Raw genomic sequence first — 21,610 nt, forward strand, 5'->3', positions numbered from 1 at the left:
CCTACGAACTGCGCCCCGTCGACACGGTCAGGTGAATCTTCTCGCCCGACTTCGGGTCCCACAGGGAGATCGGCGACTGGCTGACGACGGTGTTCTTGCCGTAGAGGGAGCTGCTGCGCTCGGAGACGTCGTACGCCCAGCCCGCCGCGTCCATGCACTTCTTCACCGAGTCCAGGTTCTTGCCGTAGAAGGACGGCAGGAAGATCTTGCCCTTCTGGCTGTAGCTCTGGACCGGGTCGGTGCACCGGGTGGTCGAGATCGTGGCCGTCCGGTCCTCGGGCTTGACCGAGTCCGTGGGCGACGGCGAGTAGGAGTACGCGCGGGTGGGACGCGGGTTCGGGCTGTCGCCGCCGCTCAGGCCGATGCCGATGGCGATCGCGGTGACCACGACCACGCCGACCACGGCGGAGACCACGACCACCGGGGTGTTGCTCTTTCCGGAGCGGTTGCCGCCGGGCCCCGGGCCGACCGGCGCGGGCCCGGGTGCGGGCGTGGCCGGGCCCGCGTACGGCGGCGGCGTCTGGAAGCTGTTGCTGAACGGGGCCGGGCCCTGCGCGGGGATCGGCGCCGGCGGCTGGTAGGCGTTGACCGGCGGCGGAGTGGCCGGTGCCGTGGGCCCGAAGCCCGGCCCGCCGGTCGCCGCCGGGCCGGGGCCCAGCTGCGGGCCTGCCTGGGGCGCGGCCTGCGTCGGCTGGTACGGCGTCTGCACGTTCGGCGGCGCCGGGGTCTGCGGGCCCGCGGCGTTCGCGGAGGCGGCCGGGAAGACCGCGGAGGACACCGAGGAACCGCTGGTGCGGGCGCGCGGGCCCTCGCTGATGATGAGCGGCGTCGCGCCGGGCTGGCCCGACCCGGCGACGCGCAGGCACTCGTCGCGCATCGCCTCGGCGGTGGGGAACCGCTCGTTGGGGTTCTTCTTCAGCGCGCGGGCGACCAGCGCGTCCACGGCGGGCGGCAGCGACCGGTTGATGCCGGAGGGGACCGGCGGCTCCTCCTGGACGTGCGCGTACGCGATGGCCAGCGGCGAGTCCGCGTCGAAGGGCAGCTGCCCGGTCAGCAGCTCGAAGAGCATGATGCCGACCGAGTACAGGTCCGAGCGGGCGTCCACGCCGCGGCCCAGCGCCTGCTCGGGGGAGAGGTACTGCGGGGTGCCGACGACCATGCCGGTCTGCGTCATCGAGGTGACGCCGGACTGCATGGCGCGGGCGATGCCGAAGTCCATGACCTTGACCACGCCGCGCTTGTTCAGCATGACGTTGCCGGGCTTGATGTCCCGGTGGACCAGGCCCATTTCGTGGCTGACCTCCAGGGCGGCCAGCACATCGGCGGTGATCTTCAGCGCCTTCTCGGTGGGCATCGCGCCGTGCCGGGCGATGTCGCCGTCCAGGTCGGAGCGGAGCGGCTGGCCCGCCACGTACTCCATGACGATGTACGGCACCATGCCGCCGTCCAGCTCGTCCTCGCCGGAGTCGAACACCGAGACGATGTTGGTGTGCGTGAGCTTGGCCACGGACTGGGCCTCGCGCCGGAAGCGCTCGCGGAACGCCTGCTCGCGGCCCAGCTCGGTGTGCAGGGTCTTGATCGCGACCTCGCGGTCCAGGACGCTGTCGTAGGCGAGGTGCACGGACGCCATGCCGCCGGCGCCCAGAAGATCACGGAGCTGGTAGCGTCCACCGCCGACCGAACGGCCCTCGTATCGGCCCTGAGCGCCGTCCTGGCTCATGGTTCCGCTTCCCCCTTGGCGCGCTGTTCCTGCGCACGTGTTGCGGCGCGCCGCGCCTCGTGGCTGTTGCTGTGCCCGTCCGTGCGGCGCCGTGACGTGATGATGTGTACAGACCGTACTCAACGTCGTGGGGCCGCGGCTCGTGCGCCTGCGGACGTGCCGAGATCAGTATGGGTTGTGCAGCGATCGGTATCCGAATCGGAGCCCAGTCTGCCCCAGGGCCGGGACACGTCAAGCCGTGTGCCCGTTCCGTGACCAGATGCGCAAGATCCCATTACGGTCCCGAACCGGCCGGACCACCGATCGGCCCGTGATTACCCCGGGTTAACTTGCGACAATGGGGCCACAGAAGGTGTGATGACCGGTCCATCACGGGACCGGCGTGTGTCGCGGAGCCTGTAGCGTGCTCTAGCGAAGACCGAGACCTTACCGCTGTGATGCGGATCGATACGACGGCGAGGACCGATGGCACCGACGCAGAGCCCCCAGGGCCCGTCCGATCCTGATGCCACCGGCTCCCACTCTCCCGATGCGAATCTCTCCGATGCGCCGGAGATGTGGGGCAATGGCGGTTTGGTGGGCGACGGACGCTACCGGCTCACGCGCCGGCTCGGCCGCGGCGGCATGGCGGAGGTGTTCGCCGCCGAGGACGTGCGCCTCGGCCGCACCGTCGCCGTCAAGCTGCTGCGGGCCGACCTCGCGGAGGACCCGGTCTCCAAGGCCCGGTTCACCCGTGAGGCACAGTCCGTCGCGGGGCTGAACCACCACGCGGTGGTGGCGGTGTACGACTCCGGCGAGGACTACGTCGGCGGCAGCACGGTGCCGTACATCGTCATGGAGCTGGTCGAGGGCCGCACCATCCGCGACCTGCTGCTGAACGCCGACGCCCCGCCGCCGGACCAGGCGCTGATCATCGTCTCCGGGGTGCTGGAGGCGCTGGCCTACAGCCACCAGCACGGCATCGTGCACCGCGACATCAAGCCCGCGAACGTGATCATCACGCACGGCGGCGCGGTCAAGGTGATGGACTTCGGCATCGCCCGCGCGCTGCACGGCGCGCAGTCGACCATGACGCAGACCGGCATGGTCATGGGCACGCCGCAGTACCTCTCGCCCGAGCAGGCCCTCGGCAAGACCGTGGACACCCGCTCCGACCTGTACGCGACCGGCTGTCTGCTGTACGAACTGCTGGCGCTGCGCCCGCCGTTCACCGGCGAGACCCCGCTGTCGGTCGTCTACCAGCACGTCCAGGACATGCCGGTGCCGCCCTCGGAGGTCTCCTCCTCGGTGCCGCCGGAGCTGGACGGCCTGGTGATGCGCTCGCTCGCCAAGGACCCGGACGACCGCTTCCAGACCGCGGAGGAGATGCGCGGCCTGGTCCAGTACGCCCTCCAGATGCTGCACGAGCAGGGCGGCCACTCCGGTACGTGGAACACCGGCCCGGTCGCCGTGCACGACGGCGGGCACACCCCGGCCATGGGCTCGGTGGCCGCCACCACCGCCCTGCCGCACCCGGACCACGGGCAGACCACGGCGCAGCCGATACTGCCGCCCGGCATGCGGGACGGGGACGGCGGCTACGAGGGCGGGTCCCGGCCCGGCAAGGGCGGCCGCGGCAAGATCTGGCTGATCGCGGCGCTCGCGGTGATCGCCATCGCGGTCGGCGTGGCCATCGCGCTGCAGAGCGCGGGCGGCGACGGGAAGAAGGACCCGCAGCCGTCCAAGAGCCCGTCGGCCTCCCAGAGCAGCGAGAAGGAGAGCTCTGAGACGCCGTCCGGCGAGCCGTCGACCCCGTACACGCAGCCCGGCGGCACGGGCGGCGACTCGGGTTCGTGGAACCGTCCCTCGACGCGCCAGCCGACCACGCCGCACACGTCCGCGCCGCCCACCTCGCACCCGCCGACGTCCAAGCCCCCGACGTCCGCGCCGCCCACCAAGCCGTCCACCGGCGGTACGAACAACGGCGGTACGAACCAGGGCGGCACGTCGAGCGGCAACAACGGCGACGCCAACGGCGGCACGTCGAACGGCAACACGTCCACCGGCAACACGAACACGGGCACCAGCGCCGGCAACGCCGGCCCGGCCGGCACCGGCGCGATCGGCGACACGGACGGCTGACCGCCCCTGCCCCACAGCGACCCACCCCGACGGGCGGCCGGATCACCGGCCGCCCGTCGCGGCGTTCCGCGGCCTCCATGCCGCGCGGGCGCCGTCCGCGGCCCTCACTCCGTGAAGGCCGCCCGCACCGCCGCGTACTCCCGCGTCCACCACACCGCCAGCGCGGCGGCGGCCGGGAACTGCGGGTCGGCCCGCCGGTCGCCCAGCCGGTAGCGCCAGTCGAGCATCCAGAAGTCGTTGAGCCGCTCCCACCACACCCGGTGCACGGCGGCGGCCAGTTCCGCGGCGCCGGCGCCGGACGCGCCGCGGTAGGCGCCCGCGTAGGCCCGTACCTTCGGCAGGTCCAGGGTGCCCGCGGGCTGCACGAAGAAGATCGCGGCGGCCCGGACGGCCTCTTCCGCGCGGGGCTGCACGCCCAGCCGGTCCCAGTCGACGATGGCGGCCGGTTCGGCGCCCCGGTACAGCAGGTTGAGCGGGTGGAAGTCGCCGTGCACCCAGCCGGTGGCCGGCACCTGGGCCGCCGCGGGGCGCCGGTGGGCCTCCCGTTCCAGCAGGGCGCGGCGCTCCAGCAGCCGGTGCTCGGCCAGCTCGTCGAAGCTGCTGCGGGGGCGGGACCGGCGGGCGAGCGCGAGCAGTTCGTCGATCATCTCGAAGGTGCGCGCGGGGTCGGCCCCCGGGTGCTCGTCCGGGGGCCGGGACCCCGCCGGATCACGCGTTATGACCTGCTCCAGCGCGGTGTGCACCTGCCCCAGCAGGGTGCCCAGGCGGCGGGACTGGGGGCGGGTGAGCGCGGCGCCGTCGCGGTGCCGGCCCTCGACCCACGGGTGCAGCGCGTAGCAGCGCCCGCCGAGGACCGTGACCGTACGGCCGTCCGCGTCGGCGAGCGGCGGGGCGACGGGCAGGCCGAGGGCGCCCAGGCGGCGTGTGGCACGGTGCTGGCGGGCGATGGCGGCCTGGTCGCCGTCGAGGTGGTGCTTGAGGAAGTAGCGGCCGTGCGTGGTGGCGAGGCGGTAGCCGCGGTTGAGCAGGCCCTCGGCGACCGGCTCGCACGCCAACGGCTCCCCGGCGCCGTAACGGCGCAGCAGGGAGCCGAGGGTGTGTCCGTCGGGCGGGGCCGCCGTCCGGACATCGCATGAGCGCAACACGCGCCAGATGTTAGATCACCGGGTCACGCTGAGTGGGCGTATCGGAACACAGGGACATCGGAGAGGTGGTGAACCTTGACAAACTCCGGTTCTATGCGGAGGAAAACCGGGTCGAAGGGCTCCCCGTCGGCCAGCCGGGGGGTGCGGCCGAACAGCTCGTACTCGACCGGCGTCGGCACGATGGCGCGGGCGGTACCGGTGAACTGGACGGACCAGGTGTCGGCCGCACCGGAGTTGGCGTTGTCGGCCTCGTAGGCGACGACGTTGCCGTCCAGGGCGCGGTGGTAGCCGTAGCCGCGGTGCAGTCGCAGCAGGAGCCGGCCGTCGGCCACGACATGCCGCGTGACGGTGGTGAAGGGCAGTGCCCGCAGGCTGGCCGACACCCGTCCGTAGGGGGTGCGGCTCAGCAGCTCGATGGCGCGGTAGTCGTCGGTGGGCATGGCTACACCCTGCCGTGCCGGGGCGCGGGAAAGTAGAGACACCCGCCCTGCGGAAACGGGACGTTGGTCCTGAAAAGGGCGGGATTATGTCAGGTCGGGGGGTGTGATGCGGGGTCCGGGACGGTGCGGGGTGGCCGGATTCCTCACGGTGACCGAATTCCGGCCGAGGGCTTTCGCCCGGGACTTCCGGCCGGGGCGGGCGGTCGTTTCCACCCGGACGTGCCCCGCGCCTCAGTGCCGCTCCGCCTGCATCCGCGCCACGTACGCCGCCGCCTGCGACCGCCGTTCCATGCCCAGCTTCGACAGCAGGCTGGAGACGTAATTCTTGATCGTTTTCTCCGCGAGGTGCAGCCGCTCGCCGATCGCCCGGTTGGTCAGCCCCTCGCCGATCAGGTCGAGGATCTTGCGCTCCTGGTCGGTCAGGCTCGCCAGCCGTTCGTCGCCGCGGGTGGTGTTGCCGTCCCGCAGGCGCTCCAGTACGCGGGCGGTGGCCACCGGGTCCAGCAGCGACTTGCCGGCCGCCACGTCCCGTACGGCGGTCAGCAGCTCGTTGCCGCGGATCGCCTTGAGCACGTACCCCGAGGCACCCGCCATGATGGCATCGAACAGGGCTTCGTCGTCCGCGAAAGAGGTGAGCATCAGGCACTTGATGCCCTCGTCCTGGGAACGGATCTCGCGGCAGACCTCCACCCCGCTGCCGTCCGGCAGCCGGACGTCCAGTACGGCCACGTCGGGACGGGTCGCAGGGATCCTGACCAGGGCATCTGCGGCGGTTCCCGCCTCGCCGACCACCTCGATGTCCTGCTCCACGGAGAGCATTTCGTGGACGCCGCGCCGGACGACCTCATGGTCGTCCAGCAGGAATACCGTGATTTTTCCGTCTTCGCGCACCTGCTCAGTCTCACACACGAACTCTTCCCGTGCTCCTGGTCACCGATATAACGTGCCGTTGTCCCGGCGGGCTGCAACGCTGAGAACAGGGGATAGCCGACTGACCGGAACTTGCTCGGAAATCCAAGCAAAATACTTGGAACCCCAAGCAAAGTCGCAGGTCAGGCCCCCTTTCGCCTAGGCTCCGGAAATAGGGCACAACGCCCGCCTTCCGGCAGGCCGTGGCCGGGGCACCTTGTTCCACCCGGACCGGCCGTGCCGCACACACCCCGTGCGCCGAATCGGATACCGGGTGAGCCGCAATACGGCCGCCGGCGGACCCCGGGGGCCGGACAGACGGAGGAGCAGCACGTGACCGTGGAGAGCACTGCCGCGCGGAAGAACACCCGTGGTGGCGGGAAGCGCACCACCGCAAAAAAGGCGGCACCCGCCAACAAGGGGAAGGCGGCGGCCCCGGCCCCGGCCGAGGCCGAGCAGGACCAGCTCGTACAGCTGCTGACCCCGCAGGGTGAGCGGATCGAGCACTCTGAGTACGCGATCGACCTGTCGGCCGAAGAACTCCGCGGGCTGTACCGGGACATGGTCCTCACCCGGCGTTTCGACGCCGAGGCGACCACCCTCCAGCGCCAGGGCGAGCTGGGCCTGTGGGCCTCGCTGCTGGGCCAGGAAGCCGCGCAGATCGGCTCCGGGCGCGCGCTGCGCGACGACGACTACGTCTTCCCGACCTACCGGGAGCACGGGGTGGCCTGGTGCCGCGGTGTGGACCCGACGAACCTGCTGGGCATGTTCCGCGGCGTGAACAACGGCGGCTGGGACCCCAACAGCAACAATTTCCACCTGTACACGATCGTCATCGGCTCGCAGGCGCTGCACGCGACCGGTTACGCGATGGGGATCCAGAAGGACGGCGCCGACTCGGCGGTCATCGCCTACTTCGGTGACGGTGCCTCCAGCCAGGGCGACGTGGCCGAGTCCTTCACCTTCTCCGCGGTCTACAACGCGCCCGTGGTCTTCTTCTGCCAGAACAACCAGTGGGCGATCTCCGAGCCGACCGAGCGCCAGACCCGCGTCCCGCTCTACCAGCGCGCCCGCGGCTACGGCTTCCCCGGCGTCCGGGTCGACGGCAACGACGTGCTGGCCTGTCTGGCGGTGACCAGGGCGGCCCTGGAGCGGGCCCGGGCGGGCGAGGGCCCGACCCTGGTCGAGGCGTTCACGTACCGGATGGGCGCCCACACCACCTCCGACGACCCGTCGCGCTACCGCCGGGACGAGGAGCGCGAGGCGTGGGAGGCCAAGGACCCGATCCTGCGGCTGCGCACCTACCTGGTGAACGAGGGCTTCGCCGACCAGGCGTACCTGGACTCCGTCGAGGAGGAGAGCGAGGCGCTCGGCAAGCGGGTGCGCGAGGTGGTCCGCTCGATGCCGGACCCGGACAACATGGCGATCTTTGAGAACATCTACGCCGACGGGCATGCGCTCGTCGACGAGGAACGCGCACAATTCGCCGCGTACCAGGCGTCGTTCGTGGACGCGGAGGAGAACTGACCATGGCCGTCTTCGAGAAGATCACGCTGTCCAAGGCGATCAACGAGTCGCTGCGCGCCTCCATGGAGGCCGACCCCAAGGTCCTGGTCATGGGCGAGGACGTCGGCAAGCTCGGCGGCGTCTTCCGCGTCACCGACGGCCTCCAGAAGGACTTCGGCGAGGAGCGGGTCATCGACACCCCGCTCGCCGAGTCCGGCATCGTCGGCACCGCCATCGGCATGGCGCTGCGCGGCTACCGGCCCGTCGTGGAGATCCAGTTCGACGGGTTCGTCTTCCCCGCGTACGACCAGATCGTCACCCAGCTCGCCAAGATGCACGCCCGGGCGCTGGGCAAGGTCAAGGTGCCGGTCGTCATCCGCATCCCGTACGGCGGTGGCATCGGCGCGGTGGAGCACCACAGCGAGTCCCCCGAGGCCCTGTTCGCGCACGTCGCGGGCCTCAAGTGCGTCTCCCCCTCGAACGCCTCGGACGCGTACTGGATGATGCGCCAGGCCATCGAGAGCGACGACCCGGTCATCTACTTCGAGCCCAAGCGCCGCTACCACGACAAGGGCCGCCTGGACACCGAGGCGATCCCCGACCCGCTGCACAAGGCCCGGGTGGCACAGCCCGGTACGGACCTGACGCTGGCCGCGTACGGCCCGATGGTCAAGGTCTGCCTGGACGCGGCCAAGGTCGCGGCCGAGGAGGGCCGGTCGGTCGAGGTCCTGGACCTGCGCACGATCTCGCCCCTGGACTTCGACGCGGTCCAGGCCTCGGTGGAGAAGACCCGGCGGCTGGTGATCGTCCACGAGGCGCCGGTCTTCCTCGGCACCGGCGCGGAGATCGCCGCCCGCATCACGGAGCGGTGCTTCTACCACCTGGAGGCGCCGGTGCTGCGGGTCGGCGGCTTCCACTCGCCGTACCCGCCGTCCAGGCTGGAGGACGAATACCTGCCGGGTCTCGACCGGGTGCTCGACGCGGTCGACCGTGCGCTGGCGTACTGAAGGGCTTGAGGAGTAGTGACCATGACTGCAACCGAGCAGCGCTTCCGCGAGTTCAAGATGCCCGACGTGGGCGAGGGACTCACCGAGGCCGAGATCCTCAAGTGGTACGTCCAGCCGGGTGACACCGTCACCGACGGGCAGGTCATCTGCGAGGTGGAGACCGCCAAGGCCGCCGTGGAGCTGCCCTGCCCGTACGACGGCGTGGTGCACGCGGTGCACTTCGAGGAGGGCACCACCGTCGACGTGGGCACCTCGATCATCGCGGTGGACACCGACCCGGGCGCCGGGCCGGCCGAGGCGCCCGCCGCGGCGGCCGAGGCCCCGGCGGCGGCCGAGGAGGACGCCGAGCCGCAGGGCCGGCAGGCCGTCCTCGTCGGGTACGGTGCGGCACCCTCGTCCACCAAGCGCCGGGCGCGCAAGCCGCAGCCGGGCGTGCCCGCGCAGGAGCCGGCCGCCGCGGCGGTCCAGGCGGAGCTGAACGGGCACGCGGGGGCGGCGGCGCCCGCGGCCGAGGCCCCGGCCGCTCCGGCCGCCTCTGCCGCTCCCGCTCCGGCCGCGGGGCGGCCTCTGGCCAAGCCCCCGGTCCGCAAGCTGGCCAAGGACCTGGGCATCGACCTGGCGACGGTCACCCCGACCGGCCCGGACGGTGTGGTCACCCGCGAGGACGTGCACGCGGCGGCGTCCGCCGCCTCCGCGCCCGCCGCCGAGGCCCCGGCTGCCCAGCCGGCCGCCACCGCGGCCACCGCAGGCTCCGAGGCCGTCCGCGCCCGGGAGACCCGCATCCCCATCAAGGGCGTGCGCAAGGCCACCGCGCAGGCGATGGTCAACAGCGCCTTCACCGCGCCGCACGTCACGGAGTTCATCACCGTCGACGTGACGCGCACGATGAAGCTCGTCCAGGAGCTGAAGCAGGACCCCGACATGGCGGGCCTGCGGGTCAACCCGCTGCTGCTCGTCGCCAAGGCACTGCTGGTCGCGATCAAGCGCAACCCCGACGTCAACGCCGCCTGGGACGAGGAGAACCAGGAGATCGTCCGCAAGGACTACGTGAACCTGGGCATCGCGGCGGCCACCCCCCGCGGTCTGATCGTCCCGAACATCAAGGGCGCGGAGGCCAAGACGCTGCCGCAGCTGGCCGCCGCGCTCGGCGAGCTGGTCAGCACGGCCCGCGAGGGGAAGACCGCGCCCGGTGACATGGCGGGCGGCACCGTCACCATCACCAACGTGGGCGTCTTCGGCGTGGACACCGGCACCCCGATCCTCAATCCCGGGGAGTCGGCGATCCTCGCCTTCGGCGCGGTCAAGCTCCAGCCCTGGGTCCACAAGGGCAAGGTCAAGCCCCGCCAGGTCACGACGCTGGCGCTGTCCTTCGACCACCGCCTGGTCGACGGCGAGCTGGGCTCCAAGGTCCTCGCGGACGTCGCGGCGATCCTGGAGCACCCCAAGCGGCTGATCACCTGGGCGTAACCTCTCGGGCTCCGCATACGGGCGGGCCCGGGACGACCTCGTCGGTCGTCCCGGGCCCGCCCGGTGGCATGTCTGCGTCTTCTCTCAGCCCCGGATGATCTCCACGGCGCGGCTGAGGTGCCCCACGGGCCCGCCCGGCGCGTTGTGGTCGGCCTGTGCCGCGCCCCTCGTCAGCGCGATCCCGCCCCACAGCGTGGCCACGAGCAGCGCGACCATGACGGTGGTCCGAGCACGTCGGCCGGCGTTCGTCCTGGACTGCATGGTGGTCTCCCCTTGCGTACGGTTCGGAGCCTGCCCGGCCCCTCCCTTCCATTACGTCACGGGAAAACGCCGATGTCGTACGCGCCAGGTACCGACTCACGTCAGCCTTAAGTCGGACAGGCGGTCCTTCCTTCGGCAGAGATCACCGCCCGCGACGGGGCCGCCGGGCGGGGGCCGCCGGAAAAGGAGTTGCCCCCTCCGCCTCCGCTGCCTAGCGTCGGCCGGATGAGCAGCGCGACGATCATCCGCCCCTACCGTCCGGCGGACGAGCCGGCCGTCACCGACCTGTGGTCCCGTGCGGTCCAGCAGGCCCACCCCTTCATCGAGGGCGAGGGTACGGGTGAGCGCGCCCGCCAGCTCCGCGAGGTCTACCTCGTACAGGCGGACAACTGGGTCGCCGAGGACGAGGCCGAGGGCAAGGTCATCGGCCTCCTCGGCCTGCTCGGCCCCGAGGTCGGCGGCCTGTTCGTCGCCCCCGAGGCGCAGGGCCGGGGCATCGGCGCCCAACTCCTCGAACACGCCGCGTCGCTCCACGGCGCCCTCACCCTGGAAGCCTTCGAACGCAACACGGCAGCGCGCACCTTCTACGCCCACCTCGGCTTCACGGAGCGCGGGCGACGCACCGACGAGGCCACCGGCGAGACCCTGGTCGCCCTCGACCGCCCGGCGCCCCTCCGCTCCGTCGGCTGGCTGCACCTGCGAGACGGCCGCCTGCTCAGCGTCCGGACCCGCGGCAACGACACGTTCTACCTGCCCGGCGGCAAGTACGAACCGGGCGAGACCGCCGCCGAGGCCCTGTCCCGCGAACTCTCCGAGGAACTGGGCCTGACCATCCCGGCGGATGCTCTCCAGGAAGCCTTCACCATCCACGCCACCGCCCATGGCGCGAACGAGGGCCGCCGCCTCCACATGACCTGCTTCACGGGCGGCCCCCAGGCCATCACCCCCACCCCCGGCCGGGAGATCGCCGAATACGCCTGGTTCGACCGCCAGGAGGCACGCGAACGCTGCGCCCCGGCACACATGAAGGTCGTCAACCGCCTGATCGCCCAGGGACACATGGCCGCATAACGGCGGCCCGCAACTCCACCTCGGCCCACACGGTCTTACCGACGGTGCGGGGCTCGGTCCCCCACCGGTCGGCAAGCCCGCCCACGAGCACGAGCCCGTGCCCCGACGTGGAGACCACCCCGCGCCTCTTCCGCGGCACGCGCTCCCCTCGCGGATCACTCACCTCGACCCGCAGCATCGACGCGCTCATCACCAACCGCACCCGGAACAACCGCCCCCGCAGCGACCCGTGCAACAACGCGTTGGTCGCCAACTCCGAAACGATCAGCGCCACGTCCCCCGCCGCTTCCTCCCGCCCCCACTCCGCCACCAGCCGCGCCGCCCGCCGCCGGGCGAGGGAGACGCTGCGCGCGGTGGGCGTGTAGTCGAGCTGGTCTTCGTAGGTGAGTTGGGGAACGGGCATGGCTGATCGCCTCCGTCGGGGTGCCAACGTTCTGTTCACTCTGCGAGCGAGTGGACACAGACGGTAGTCTTGCGGTGCGCGACGCGGCAAGTCGTACGCGCAGAAATTTTTACTCCGAGTAGTCCGGGGCAACACGACAGTGAGGGGCGGGAGATGGCGGGTGATCGGCCCGAACGCGGCACCTCGGTTTCCACGGTGCTGGGCCGCAGACTGGGCGGCGAACTCCTCCGCATGCGCGAAAGCCGGGGCATGCGCCAGGCCCAAGCGGCGGAGGCGCTGACCGCCTCGGTCCCCAAGGTCGCGAAGATGGAACGCGGGCTGGTCCCGATGCGGGACCCGGACGTCCGTGCGCTGTGCCATCTGTACGAGACGGATGATGCCGATACGGTGGCAAGGCTGCTGGGGTTGGCGAAACTGGACCGGGAGCGGCGGAAGGCGAAGGGGTGGTGGAACGAATACCCCGCCCTTCGGGACATGGTCGAGTACGTGGCGCTGGAAGACGCTGCCAGCGGTGTGCGTACTTGGCAGCAGGCCACTGTGCCCGGCCTCCTGCAGACCGCCGACTACGCACGTGCCCTCGCGGTGGGGAACGGAGCGTGGAGCGACCTCACCGAGATCGAGTCGTTCGTCGACGCGCGGATGGCGAGGCAGGCCCGACTCGACGGGGAGAGCCCGCTCCACCTCTGGGCCACTGTCCACGAGGCGGCCCTGCGCCAACTCGTCGGCGGCCGCCACGTGATGCGCGCTCAACTCGGCTGGTTGCTGGAAAGGGTCGAGCAGCCGAACATCACGTTCCAGGTCCTGCCCTACTCGGCCGGCGCGCATCCAGGCGTGACCAATGCCTTCACGATGGTTTCCTTCGAAGGGCCTGGCGCTGTCGACGTGGTGCACATGGATACGACCTCGGCTACCGTCTGGCTGGAGAGCGAACCCGACGCCGTGCACCACCGGGCGATCTTCAACCGCATCACGCGCCTTGGACTCGCGCAGCGCAGCTCGACAGAATTGATCGCCAGTATCCGCAAGGAGATGTAGGTCGACGTGTCCGAATTCGTCTTCGTCAAGTCCAACTACAGCGGCGGGGCCCCTGGCCAGGAGTGCGTCGAGGTGGCGACCAACGTGCCCGCCGTCGTGGCCGTGCGCGACTCCAAGGATGCGTCGGGGCGCACCTTGCTGTTCGGGGACCGGGAGTGGCTGGCGTTCCGGGCCGCCGTGGTCGACGGGCGGATACGCGCGGCGTCCCTCACCGCGTAACAGAACTGGCGCTCCGGGCCTCGTTGTACACGTCGCGGATCTCGTCTATGGCAGTTGCTCCCTCTCGTACCGGAATGGACCGAGTATCGCGTCCGGGAACCGGGGACGGCATACCCCCCACGATCCTGGGCAGGCGCGCCCGGCACGGTTGAGTGTTGAGAGGAACGTGTGATGCAGAGCAAGTGGGTCAAGCGCCTGGCGGTTGCTGCCAGTGGGGCGGTGGCGGCGGGGGTGCTGCCGATCGCCGTGGCGAGTCCGGCGCAGGCGTGGTCGTGGGACTGCCAGAAGTACCTGCGGAGCAAGGGCTACAGCGTGCCCGCCGGTGGCGAGGCAGCCAAGGCGTGTTCGATCGCGGAGGACGGCAGCGGGTCGGCGACCTCGCTGGACATCTGCCGGACGCGGCTGGAGTCGCTGCACGTGAAGAACAAGCACGCGGTGCCTGCGTGCAAGAAGGGTGCTGCGAAGTAGAGGGCGGCTACGCAAGGGGCCCCGGCGATGTGCGTCGCCGGGTCCCCTTCCGTTAGGGCCTCAGGCGTCGGCGGCCAGCCCCACCGCATCGGCCAGGGTGCCCATTTCGAGGGTGAGGAGCGTGCCGGCGTCGTGGCCCATGCCCTGGAAGCTGCCCTGGACTTCGAGGCTGACGATGCCGTGCATGCGGGTCCAGGCGAGTACGGAGGTGGCGAGGGCGGGGACCGGGTCGGCGGCTGCCGGGGCGTAGGCGGCTGCCCACTCGGCGACCGAGGGGGTGGCCGCCGTCCAGGCACGTACCTCCTCGTACAGCGGCTCGGCGGCCGGCCACGGCCTGCCCTCGGCCAGGACCGCGAGGAACGGGCCCATGACCGCGCGGGCGCTGTCCGTGGTGTGCGCGGGCGCCTCGTACGCCGTGGCGGGGGTGCCCGCGAGGAGCAGATAGCGGTGCGGCTGGGCGAGGGCCCAGTCGCGGTACGCGTGGGCGAGGGCGAGCAGCCGGTCGCGGGGTGACCGGTCGGCGGCCCGGTGTGCCGCCGTACGGATGGCCTCGGCGGCGTCCTCGTAGCCGTCGCTGATCAGGGCGGTGAGCAGGTCGTCCCGGTTGCGGAAGTACTTGTAGAGGGCGGGGCCCGACATGCCGAGGGTCTTGGCGATGGCGTTGATGCTGAGTGCCTCGATGCCGCCGGCCGCGATCTGCGTCAGCGCGGCCTCCTTGACCTCCTGCTGGACCTGGGCGCGGTAACGCTGGCGCGGTGTCTGGGCGGCGTCGGCTGCGGTCGGCGGCATGGGGCGGCTCCATCCGGGGCGGAAGACGGGTTCTCCGGGAGGGCCAGGATATCGGCCGTAGATTTGGTTAGAGGCTATAGCTATAGTGATGGTCGCTAGCCGGTCGTGCCGGGGCTTCGTGCCCCGTGCCGTCGCGCTCCGCGTTGTCGCATTCCTTCGAAGACAGAGGTTCCGCATGTCTGCTGCCACGTCCTCCCGCCCGCTGCACGTCGTCCTCGGCACCGGCCCGGCCGGGACCACGCTGGCCGGGCTGCTGCTGCGGCAGGGGCACCGCGTACGGACCGTCGACCGCTCGGGACGGCAGCCGCTGCCCGGCGCGGAGGCCGTCACCGCCGACCTCGGATCGCCGGACGCGGCGCGGGAGGCGGTGGACGGGGCCGAGGTCGTCTACCACTGCGTCAACGTCGCCTACGAGCTCCAGGTCGAGGTGATGCCCACGCTCCAGAAGGTGATCGTGGACGCCGCCGCGGCGGTGGGAGCACGGCTGGTGGTGATGGACACCCTGTACCCGTACGGCCCGTCCGGCGGCGAGCCGCTGACCGAGGACTCCCCGTGGCGGGCCACTTCCCGCAAGGGCCGGATGCGGGCGCGGCTGGACGAGGCGTACCTGGCGGCCCACGACGCGGGTCGGCTGCCGGTGGTGCTGGCCCGCGCGGCCGACTTCTACGGACCGCGCGTCCTCAACTCGACGCTGGGCGCGGCGACTTTCCCGGCGGCCCTGACCGGCGGCACGGTCATGGCCCTCGGCAGCCTGGACCTGCCGCACAGCTTCACGTACATCGGTGACGTGGCCCGCGGTCTGGCCCGGCTCGGCCAGGAGCCGGACGCGTACGGGCGGGTCTGGCACCTGCCGACGGCCCCCGCGCCGACCGTGCGCGAGGTGCTCGCCCTCGTCCAGGAGCGCACCGGACTCCCGTTCACCACGGAGGTGCTGACGGAACCGCGCGCCTGGGGGCCGTTCGACGACGCCTTCATGGCGGAGTACGCCGAGCTGTTCTACCAGCACACCGAGGGGCAGATCATGGCCTCGGCCGCGTTCGAACAGCGCTTCGGCATGGCACCGATGCCCCTGCCCGCCGGAATCGGCGCTACCGCCGACTGGTACCGCGGGTGGCTCTCGGATCAGGCGGTGGGCACGGCCTGACGGGGGGCGCTCGCCGGGGAGCCGGGCCCTGGTAGGCGTCGAGAGCGCTACGAGGCGAATAGTGACGGTCCCCTGGCGCGGAATTCATAGGCAGGCCCTTTCGCTGCATGCGCCCATCCGCGGCCGGCCGGAAGCGGGGCTACCGAGTAATACGGATTACAAGGAATCGCGGCCGGGTGGCCGGAATGGCGGCTACTGCGATCTGTGTCGGCGGAATACTGCTCGGTACCGACAGCGCCCGCCGGTTGCGCGAAACGGCTGTACAAGGCCGCTGTACGCGCCCTTCCCGTAAGGGAGGCCGGCTCCGGCTGCGGGGGTGGGCCGCACCTCGCACACTGGGAACAATTGCCTCGTCGTGCGGGGGAATCCGGTGGCGGGGCGCTTCAAATCAGCAGGAGCGAAGGGGCTGATTTGGGATGCGAGTCGCGGTCATAGGGCAGGGATATGTGGGCTTGACCGGAGCGGTCGCCCTGGCTCATCAAGGTCATCACGTCACCGGGATCGAACAGGATCCGGAGCGGCTGCGCGTCCTGAACGCGGGCCGGGCGCCGGTCTTCGAGCCGGGACTGCCGGAACAGCTGACGGCCGCGCAGGCCACCGGGCGGCTCCGCTTCGCCCGCAGCGTCACCGGGACCCATCGGCGCACGCCGTTCGACATCGTCCTCGTCACCGTCGGGACGCCGCCCGCACCGGACGGCTCCGCCGACCTGTCGCAGGTGACCTCCGTACTGAACGAGGTCCTGCAACTGCTGCCCGCGCCCTGCGTGGTGCTGAAGTCCACCGTGCCGCCCGGCACCAGCGCCATGCTCGCCGAGACCTACCCCGGGCTGCGCGAACGCTTCGCGTACAACCCGGAGTTCCTCAACCAGGGCAGCGCGCTGGAGGACTGGGCGGTCCCGGCCCGGATCGTGGCGGGTGCCTGGTGCGAGGGCGGGCTGCGGGCGCTGCGCGAGCTGTACGCGGGGGTGGCCGCGCCGTGGGTCGAGACGACGCCCTCCGGCGCCGAGATGATCAAGTACGCGAGCAACGCCTTCCTCGCCACGAAGATCAGCTTCGCGAACGAGGTGGCCGGGATGTGCTGCGGCCCGGACATCGACATCGACCACGTGATGCAGGGCGTCGGCTTCGATCCCCGTATCGGCCACGCCTTCCTCCAGCCCGGACTCGGGTACGGCGACTCCTGCCTGCCCAAGGACACCAACGCACTGGCCCACTGGGCGAGCACCGCGGGCCTGGCGACCCCGCTGCTGCGCGCCACCATCGCCGTCAACGACGCCCAGTTCGGGCTGGCCATCCAGATGCTGCGCACCGAACTCGGCGACGGGCCCGCCGACGGCCTGGCCGACGCGGAGATCGCGGTGCTCGGCGTACGGTACGAGCCCTGGAGCGACGACCTGCGCGCGGCGCCCAGCCGGACGGTGGTCCCGGCGCTGCTCGGCCAGGGCGCGCGGGTGCGGGTGTGGGACCCGGGCACCGACACCGACGCCATCACCGGGCTGTTCCCCGGCGCGCGTGCGGCGGCCGGACTGACGGAAGCGGTCGAGGGCGCACACGCCGCCGTGGTGCTGACCGAGTGGCCGCAGGCCATCGAGGCGGACTGGCGGGAGCTGGCCGCCCTGCTCCAAGACCCGCGGCTGGTCATCGACGGGAAGAACTGCCTCAGCCCGGAGCAGATGAGCGACCTGCCCGTCCGCTACCGCAGCATCGGCACCCGGCTGCCCGCCTCGGTCGGCAGTGGGCGGTCCGCCCCGGCGGCCGGTGCCCGCACGGGGGAGGAGCCGGCCCCGGGAGCCGCCGTCCGCAGGCTCCCTCCGGAGCCGCCTCCCCCTCTCCCAGACCGGTGAATCTCGGGATGTAAGGGACCATTCGCCGCCGCCGCGGGTACGGACAGAGGGAACACAGCGGTCGGTCCCACGGCGAGGAGAGCGTTTCACGTGAAACAGCCACCCACGCTGGATGAGCCGCCCCCGGGAGGAGCGCCCCCGGAGGCGGCTCCTCCTGAACCGTCGGCGTGGGCCCCGATGCGCCGCCGGATGTTCCGGGCGCTGTGGCTGGCCCAGCTGGCGGCCAACATGGGCACCTGGATGCAGACGGTCGGCGCCCAGTGGCTGATGGGCGACCTGGGCGGCGGTCCGCTGGAGGTCGCCCTCGTCCAGACGGCCACCACCCTGCCGGTGTTCGCGCTGGTGGTGCCGGCCGGCGCGCTGGGCGACATCCTCGACCAGCGGCGGCTGCTCCTCGGCGGCCAGTTGCTGATGTTCCTCGGAGCGGCCGGCCTGGCCGCCGTCACCGGCGGCGGCCAGGCGACACCGACCCTGCTGCTTCTGCTCACCGCCCTGATGGGTGTGGGTGAGGCGTTCTGCATCTCCTCCTTCCAGTCCATCCAGCCCGAGCTGGTCAGCAAGGAGGAGATTCCCCAGGCGGCCCTCCTGAACAGCGCCAACGGCAATGTCGCGCGGGCCGCCGGGCCCGCCCTGGGCGGCCTGCTCATCTCCGCGGCCGGCCCCGCGGCCACCTTCGGGATCAACGCGCTGTCCTTCCTGGGCGTCATGGTCGTGCTCTACGCCTGGCGGCGGCCCGCCAGGCACCGGCCGCTGGGCTCGGAGCATGTACGCGGCGCGATCCGCGCGGGCGCCCGTTACGTCCGCCGGGCGCCGCTGTTCGGCGCCGTACTCGGCCGTTCCGGGCTCTTCATGCTCTTCGCCGGCGGGCTGTGGGCGCTGCTCCCGGCCATCGCGCGCGGCCCGCTGGGCATGAGCGCCGGCGGGTACGGACTGCTGCTGGGCTGTGTCGGGGTGGGCGCGGTGGCCGGTGCGCTCGCGCTGCCCGTGGTGCGGCCCCGTACGACGACGAACGGCCTGGTCACCGTCGCCATGGTGCTGTACGCGGCCACCATGGCGGTGATCGGGCTGGTGTCGTCGGCGATCGTCGCCGCGGTCGCGCTGATCATCTCGGGCCTGGCCTGGGTGGCCGTGCTGTCCACCCTCTCCGCCTCGGCGCAGATCCTGCTCCCCGTCTGGGCCCGCACCCGGGCGCTTGCCTACTACCAGCTGGTCTTCATGGGCGGCCAGGCGCTGGGCGGGGTGGGCTGGGGCCTGGTGGCCGACTCGTTCGGCGTGCAGAGCGCGTTCGTGATCGCGGGTATCGGACTGGCGCTGACGACGGTCGTGGGCATGCGGACGATGCCGATGCCCACCGGGCACATCGACATGGAGCACGTACAGCACTGGCCCGAACCGGAGAGCATGCAGACGCCGGGCCGGAACATCGGGCCCGTGCTGGTCACCGTGGAGTGGCAGGTGGAACGGGCCGACGCGGAGGCGTTCATCCAGGCGATGCGGCCGGTCGGGCAGGCCCGGCGGCGTACCGGCGCGACCATGTGGGGTCTGTACGAGGACATGGACGACCCGACGGTCTTCCTGGAGACGTTCACCGTCGTCTCCGAGCGGGAGCATCTGCGCCAGCATGTGGAGCGCGGCACCAAGGAGGACCAGGAGCTCGAAGCGCGGGCCCGCAGCCTGATCAAGCCGGGCAGCGCCCCGCGCGTACGCCACTTGATCTGGGCGTATGCGCTGGACCGCACCGAGGAGCTGTCGATCCACCAGCACTGAGCCACCGGCCGCGGCAACCCGGCTGGGCCGGGACGACCGGCCCGCGCCCCGCCGCGCCACTCGGCGCACGCAGCCCCGCCGCCCCCACACGCCATAGACCCGAACCCCCCACGCCCCCACCCCGCGCCCCCCTGCGCCCCGCCCCGCTTCCGTCCGCATCCTGGACCGCCCTGCCTGGCGCATACCTGTTGTATCTATGCTGTACGCATGCCATCAGTCGCCGCTCCCGTCACGTCTGCCCCGGACGCCGCACCCGTGCCGGACACCACCGGCCCCGCCCCCGCCAAGACCCCGCCCGCCGCCGAGCGCGTCTACGCGTACGTCAAGCAGGCCGTACTGGAACGGCGCTACGAGGGCGGCATGCTGCTCACCGAAGGCGAGCTGGCCGAGGCCGTCGGCGTGTCGCGCACGCCCGTACGGGAAGCGCTGCTGCGCCTGGAGGTCGAGGGGTTGATGAAGCTCTACCCGAAGAAGGGCGCCATGGTCCTGCCGGTCTCCGCACAGGAGATCGCGGACGTGGTGGAGACCCGCCTGCTGATCGAGGAGCACGCGGCGCGCAAGGCCGTGCCGGCCGCCCCCGCGCTCATCGCCGAGCTGGAGGAACAGCTCGCGAAGATGGAGGAGCTGGCCGCCGCGGGCGACCTCGCCGCGGTGTCCGTCGCCGACCGCTGCTTCCACGCGGCGATCGTGCGCAGCGCGGGCAACCAGATCCTGGACCGGCTGTACGAGCAGCTGCGCGACCGGCAGCTGCGGATGGGCGTCGCCGTGATGCACGCCAACCCTGACCGCATCGCGAAGAACATCACCGAGCACGGCGAGATCCTCCAGGCGCTGCGCGCCGGGGACGCGGCCGCGGCCGTGGACGCCGTGCACCGGCACGTCAGCTGGGTGCGGAACCTGGCGCAGGGAGACGTCCGATGAGCGGCGGACCGGGGGGCCGGGGCGCCCTGCTGCCCGGCGATCCGCCGGGCGGGCGCAAGGCCATGGCGGTCTGGGGTCTCGGCGTCGCCGTCTACTTCGTGGCGATCACCTACCGTACGAGCCTCGGCGTGGCCGGACTGGACGCGGCGGAACGTTTCCACATCAACGCCTCCGCGCTCTCCACCTTCTCCATCCTCCAACTGCTGGTCTACGCGGGCATGCAGATACCCGTCGGCCTGCTGGTCGACCGGCTCGGCACCAAGAAGGTGCTGATCCTGGGCGTCGTGCTGTACACCGCCGGCCAGTTCGGCTTCGCGCTGTCGCAGTCGTACGCCATGGCGCTGGGCTCGCGGGCGCTGCTCGGGTGCGGTGACGCGATGACGTTCATCAGCGTGCTGCGGCTGGGCGCGCGCTGGTTCCCGGCCCGCCGCGGACCGCTGATAGCCCAGATCGCCGCCCTCATCGGCATGGCGGGCAACCTCGTCTCCACGCTGGTCCTCGCCCGGCTGCTGCACACCTTCGGCTGGACCCCGACCTTCGCGGCCAGCGCGCTCGGCGGCATCGCCGTCCTCGTGCTGGTGCTGGCCTTCCTCAAGGACCACCCCGAGGGCTTCGAGCCCGCCCCGGCGCCCGCCGGCCACACCGGTGCCGCCTTCGTCCGCCGGCAGATAACCGACGCCTGGCGCGAGCCGGGCACCCGGCTGGGCATGTGGGTGCACTTCACCACCCAGTTCCCGGCGATGGTCTTCCTGCTGCTGTGGGGCCTGCCGTTCCTCGTGGAGGCACAGGGCCTGTCGCGCGGCGCGGCGGGCGAACTGCTCACCCTCGTCGTGCTGTCCAACATGGTCGTCGGCCTGGTCTACGGGCAGGTCATCGCCCGCCACCACGCCGCCCGTACGCCGCTGGCGCTCGGCACCGTCGCCGTCACCGCGCTGCTGTGGGCCGCCACCCTGGCCTGGCCGGGCGAGCACGCGCCGGTCTGGCTGCTGATCGTGCTCTGTACGGTGCTCGGCGCCTGCGGCCCCGCCTCCATGATCGGCTTCGACTTCGCCCGCCCGGCCAACCCGCCGGAGCGCCAGGGCACCGCCTCCGGCATCGTCAACATGGGCGGCTTCACGGCGTCGATGACGACGCTGCTGGCGATCGGTGTCCTGCTGGACGCGACCGGCGACGACTACCGCGCCGCGTTCGCCTCGGTCTTCGTCCTCCAGGCGCTCGGCGTCACGCAGATCCTGCGGCTGCGCGGGCAGGCGCACCGGCGGGAGCGGGAGCGGCTGGTCACCAGCCGGGTGGAGGCGGTGCACGTACCGGCGTGAGCGGGCCGGGCGGGGGTGTTCCCGGCCGTACGCGCAGCTGCGCCGCCCTGCCGGGCG

Annotated in this window: 20 protein-coding genes; 13 read left to right on the forward strand and 7 right to left on the reverse strand. The window is 71.9% G+C overall.

Translation table 11 applies throughout. The annotated features are described in order from the left end of the window. Window position 1: 1 nt before the first annotated feature. Entirely contained in the window at window positions 2-1,720 is a 1,719-nt protein-coding gene (locus tag ACH4FX_RS07875) for a protein kinase (protein WP_398476237.1), read from the reverse strand. A gap of 465 nt (window positions 1,721-2,185) precedes the next feature. On the opposite strand from ACH4FX_RS07875, the gene ACH4FX_RS07880 reads away from it, so the two are divergent. Further along, a complete protein-coding gene (locus ACH4FX_RS07880; RefSeq protein WP_398476239.1) occupies window positions 2,186-3,841 on the forward strand; it encodes a protein kinase in 1,656 nt (551 codons plus the stop codon). A 104-nt stretch (window positions 3,842-3,945) separates the two neighbouring features. Here ACH4FX_RS07880 and ACH4FX_RS07885 read toward each other — a convergent pair whose 3' ends face one another. The 3 genes from ACH4FX_RS07885 to ACH4FX_RS07895 form a co-directional block, all read right to left on the reverse strand. After that, on the reverse strand, window positions 3,946-4,986 hold the full coding sequence (locus tag ACH4FX_RS07885) for a phosphotransferase (RefSeq protein WP_398476240.1): 1,041 nt from the start codon (window positions 4,984-4,986) through the stop codon (window positions 3,946-3,948). 23 nt (window positions 4,987-5,009) lie between these two features. Continuing rightward, a complete protein-coding gene (locus tag ACH4FX_RS07890) occupies window positions 5,010-5,426 on the reverse strand; it encodes a pyridoxamine 5'-phosphate oxidase family protein (RefSeq protein ID WP_398476242.1) in 417 nt (138 codons plus the stop codon). Between the two features lie 231 nt (window positions 5,427-5,657). Next, on the reverse strand, window positions 5,658-6,317 hold the full coding sequence (locus ACH4FX_RS07895; RefSeq protein WP_398476425.1) for a response regulator: 660 nt from the start codon (window positions 6,315-6,317) through the stop codon (window positions 5,658-5,660). Window positions 6,318-6,668: 351 nt separating this feature from the next. Between ACH4FX_RS07895 and pdhA the strand changes: the two genes are divergently transcribed. From pdhA to ACH4FX_RS07910, 3 genes are read left to right on the forward strand one after another with little or no spacing between them, the layout of a single operon-like run. Next, window positions 6,669-7,862, forward strand: a complete 1,194-nt coding sequence (gene pdhA / locus ACH4FX_RS07900) for a pyruvate dehydrogenase (acetyl-transferring) E1 component subunit alpha (RefSeq protein WP_398476244.1) — start codon at window positions 6,669-6,671, stop codon at window positions 7,860-7,862. A gap of 2 nt (window positions 7,863-7,864) precedes the next feature. Next, window positions 7,865-8,848 carry an alpha-ketoacid dehydrogenase subunit beta gene (locus ACH4FX_RS07905; RefSeq protein ID WP_398476246.1) on the forward strand — a complete coding sequence of 328 codons (984 nt, stop codon included), beginning with the start codon at window positions 7,865-7,867 and terminating at the stop codon, window positions 8,846-8,848. A gap of 21 nt (window positions 8,849-8,869) precedes the next feature. Continuing rightward, a complete protein-coding gene (locus ACH4FX_RS07910) occupies window positions 8,870-10,315 on the forward strand; it encodes a dihydrolipoamide acetyltransferase family protein (protein WP_398476248.1) in 1,446 nt (481 codons plus the stop codon). An 84-nt stretch (window positions 10,316-10,399) separates the two neighbouring features. Here the strand turns inward: ACH4FX_RS07910 and ACH4FX_RS07915 are convergent, their stop codons facing one another. Beyond that, entirely contained in the window at window positions 10,400-10,576 is a 177-nt protein-coding gene (locus ACH4FX_RS07915) for a hypothetical protein (protein WP_398476250.1), read from the reverse strand. A 225-nt stretch (window positions 10,577-10,801) separates the two neighbouring features. Here ACH4FX_RS07915 and ACH4FX_RS07920 point away from each other — a divergent pair, with 225 nt between their 5' ends. Further along, complete coding sequence (locus ACH4FX_RS07920; RefSeq protein ID WP_398476252.1) at window positions 10,802-11,647, forward strand: GNAT family N-acetyltransferase; 846 nt, start codon at window positions 10,802-10,804, stop codon at window positions 11,645-11,647. On the opposite strand, the gene ACH4FX_RS07925 is transcribed toward ACH4FX_RS07920, so the two are convergent. After that, window positions 11,610-12,050 carry an ATP-binding protein gene (locus ACH4FX_RS07925; RefSeq protein WP_398476254.1) on the reverse strand — a complete coding sequence of 147 codons (441 nt, stop codon included), beginning with the start codon at window positions 12,048-12,050 and terminating at the stop codon, window positions 11,610-11,612. The genes ACH4FX_RS07920 and ACH4FX_RS07925 overlap by 38 nt on opposite strands. Window positions 12,051-12,203: 153 nt before the next feature. On the opposite strand from ACH4FX_RS07925, the gene ACH4FX_RS07930 reads away from it, so the two are divergent. The 3 genes from ACH4FX_RS07930 to ACH4FX_RS07940 all read left to right on the forward strand — a co-directional run bounded on the left by ACH4FX_RS07930 (window position 12,204) and on the right by ACH4FX_RS07940 (window position 13,772). Next, window positions 12,204-13,085 carry a helix-turn-helix domain-containing protein gene (locus ACH4FX_RS07930; RefSeq protein WP_398476256.1) on the forward strand — a complete coding sequence of 294 codons (882 nt, stop codon included), beginning with the start codon at window positions 12,204-12,206 and terminating at the stop codon, window positions 13,083-13,085. Between the two features lie 6 nt (window positions 13,086-13,091). Then, on the forward strand, window positions 13,092-13,304 hold the full coding sequence (locus tag ACH4FX_RS07935) for a DUF397 domain-containing protein (protein ID WP_398476257.1): 213 nt from the start codon (window positions 13,092-13,094) through the stop codon (window positions 13,302-13,304). Window positions 13,305-13,475: 171 nt separating this feature from the next. Continuing rightward, window positions 13,476-13,772, forward strand: a complete 297-nt coding sequence (locus tag ACH4FX_RS07940; protein WP_398476259.1) for a hypothetical protein — start codon at window positions 13,476-13,478, stop codon at window positions 13,770-13,772. Window positions 13,773-13,832: 60 nt separating this feature from the next. On the opposite strand, the gene ACH4FX_RS07945 is transcribed toward ACH4FX_RS07940, so the two are convergent. After that, a complete protein-coding gene (locus ACH4FX_RS07945; protein WP_398476261.1) occupies window positions 13,833-14,561 on the reverse strand; it encodes a TetR/AcrR family transcriptional regulator in 729 nt (242 codons plus the stop codon). Window positions 14,562-14,736: 175 nt separating this feature from the next. On the opposite strand from ACH4FX_RS07945, the gene ACH4FX_RS07950 reads away from it, so the two are divergent. The 5 genes from ACH4FX_RS07950 to ACH4FX_RS07970 all read left to right on the forward strand — a co-directional run bounded on the left by ACH4FX_RS07950 (window position 14,737) and on the right by ACH4FX_RS07970 (window position 21,553). After that, the gene (locus ACH4FX_RS07950; protein WP_398476263.1) at window positions 14,737-15,705 is read left to right on the forward strand and encodes an NAD-dependent epimerase/dehydratase family protein; all 969 of its coding nucleotides are present in this window, start codon (window positions 14,737-14,739) and stop codon (window positions 15,703-15,705) included. A 416-nt stretch (window positions 15,706-16,121) separates the two neighbouring features. After that, entirely contained in the window at window positions 16,122-17,549 is a 1,428-nt protein-coding gene (locus tag ACH4FX_RS07955) for a UDP-glucose dehydrogenase family protein (protein ID WP_398476265.1), read from the forward strand. 90 nt (window positions 17,550-17,639) lie between these two features. After that, the gene (locus ACH4FX_RS07960) at window positions 17,640-19,316 is read left to right on the forward strand and encodes an MFS transporter (RefSeq protein WP_398476266.1); all 1,677 of its coding nucleotides are present in this window, start codon (window positions 17,640-17,642) and stop codon (window positions 19,314-19,316) included. A gap of 207 nt (window positions 19,317-19,523) precedes the next feature. Next, a complete protein-coding gene (locus ACH4FX_RS07965) occupies window positions 19,524-20,237 on the forward strand; it encodes a GntR family transcriptional regulator (protein WP_398476268.1) in 714 nt (237 codons plus the stop codon). After that, window positions 20,234-21,553: a nitrate/nitrite transporter gene (locus ACH4FX_RS07970; RefSeq protein ID WP_398476270.1), complete on the forward strand. Its 1,320-nt coding sequence runs from the start codon at window positions 20,234-20,236 to the stop codon at window positions 21,551-21,553. The genes ACH4FX_RS07965 and ACH4FX_RS07970 overlap by 4 nt, the downstream gene beginning before the upstream one ends. Window positions 21,554-21,610: the final 57 nt, after the last annotated feature.

The organism is Streptomyces sp. NPDC018019, assembly GCF_044327805.1.
In the GTDB taxonomy this organism is placed as follows: domain Bacteria; phylum Actinomycetota; class Actinomycetes; order Streptomycetales; family Streptomycetaceae; genus Streptomyces.

Coding starts and splice junctions, on each gene's coding strand:
- ACH4FX_RS07950 (WP_398476263.1), top strand. CDS start 14,737: ATGTCTGCTGCCACGTCCTCCCGCCCGCTGCACGTCGTCCTCGGCACC.
- ACH4FX_RS07965 (WP_398476268.1), top strand. CDS start 19,524: ATGCCATCAGTCGCCGCTCCCGTCACGTCTGCCCCGGACGCCGCACCC.
- ACH4FX_RS07910 (WP_398476248.1), top strand. CDS start 8,870: ATGACTGCAACCGAGCAGCGCTTCCGCGAGTTCAAGATGCCCGACGTG.
- ACH4FX_RS07920 (WP_398476252.1), top strand. CDS start 10,802: ATGAGCAGCGCGACGATCATCCGCCCCTACCGTCCGGCGGACGAGCCG.
- ACH4FX_RS07970 (WP_398476270.1), top strand. CDS start 20,234: ATGAGCGGCGGACCGGGGGGCCGGGGCGCCCTGCTGCCCGGCGATCCG.
- ACH4FX_RS07945 (WP_398476261.1), bottom strand. CDS start 14,561: ATGCCGCCGACCGCAGCCGACGCCGCCCAGACACCGCGCCAGCGTTAC.
- ACH4FX_RS07880 (WP_398476239.1), top strand. CDS start 2,186: ATGGCACCGACGCAGAGCCCCCAGGGCCCGTCCGATCCTGATGCCACC.
- ACH4FX_RS07940 (WP_398476259.1), top strand. CDS start 13,476: ATGCAGAGCAAGTGGGTCAAGCGCCTGGCGGTTGCTGCCAGTGGGGCG.
- ACH4FX_RS07925 (WP_398476254.1), bottom strand. CDS start 12,050: ATGCCCGTTCCCCAACTCACCTACGAAGACCAGCTCGACTACACGCCC.
- ACH4FX_RS07915 (WP_398476250.1), bottom strand. CDS start 10,576: ATGCAGTCCAGGACGAACGCCGGCCGACGTGCTCGGACCACCGTCATG.
- ACH4FX_RS07875 (WP_398476237.1), bottom strand. CDS start 1,720: ATGAGCCAGGACGGCGCTCAGGGCCGATACGAGGGCCGTTCGGTCGGC.
- ACH4FX_RS07890 (WP_398476242.1), bottom strand. CDS start 5,426: ATGCCCACCGACGACTACCGCGCCATCGAGCTGCTGAGCCGCACCCCC.
- ACH4FX_RS07905 (WP_398476246.1), top strand. CDS start 7,865: ATGGCCGTCTTCGAGAAGATCACGCTGTCCAAGGCGATCAACGAGTCG.
- ACH4FX_RS07955 (WP_398476265.1), top strand. CDS start 16,122: ATGCGAGTCGCGGTCATAGGGCAGGGATATGTGGGCTTGACCGGAGCG.
- ACH4FX_RS07930 (WP_398476256.1), top strand. CDS start 12,204: ATGGCGGGTGATCGGCCCGAACGCGGCACCTCGGTTTCCACGGTGCTG.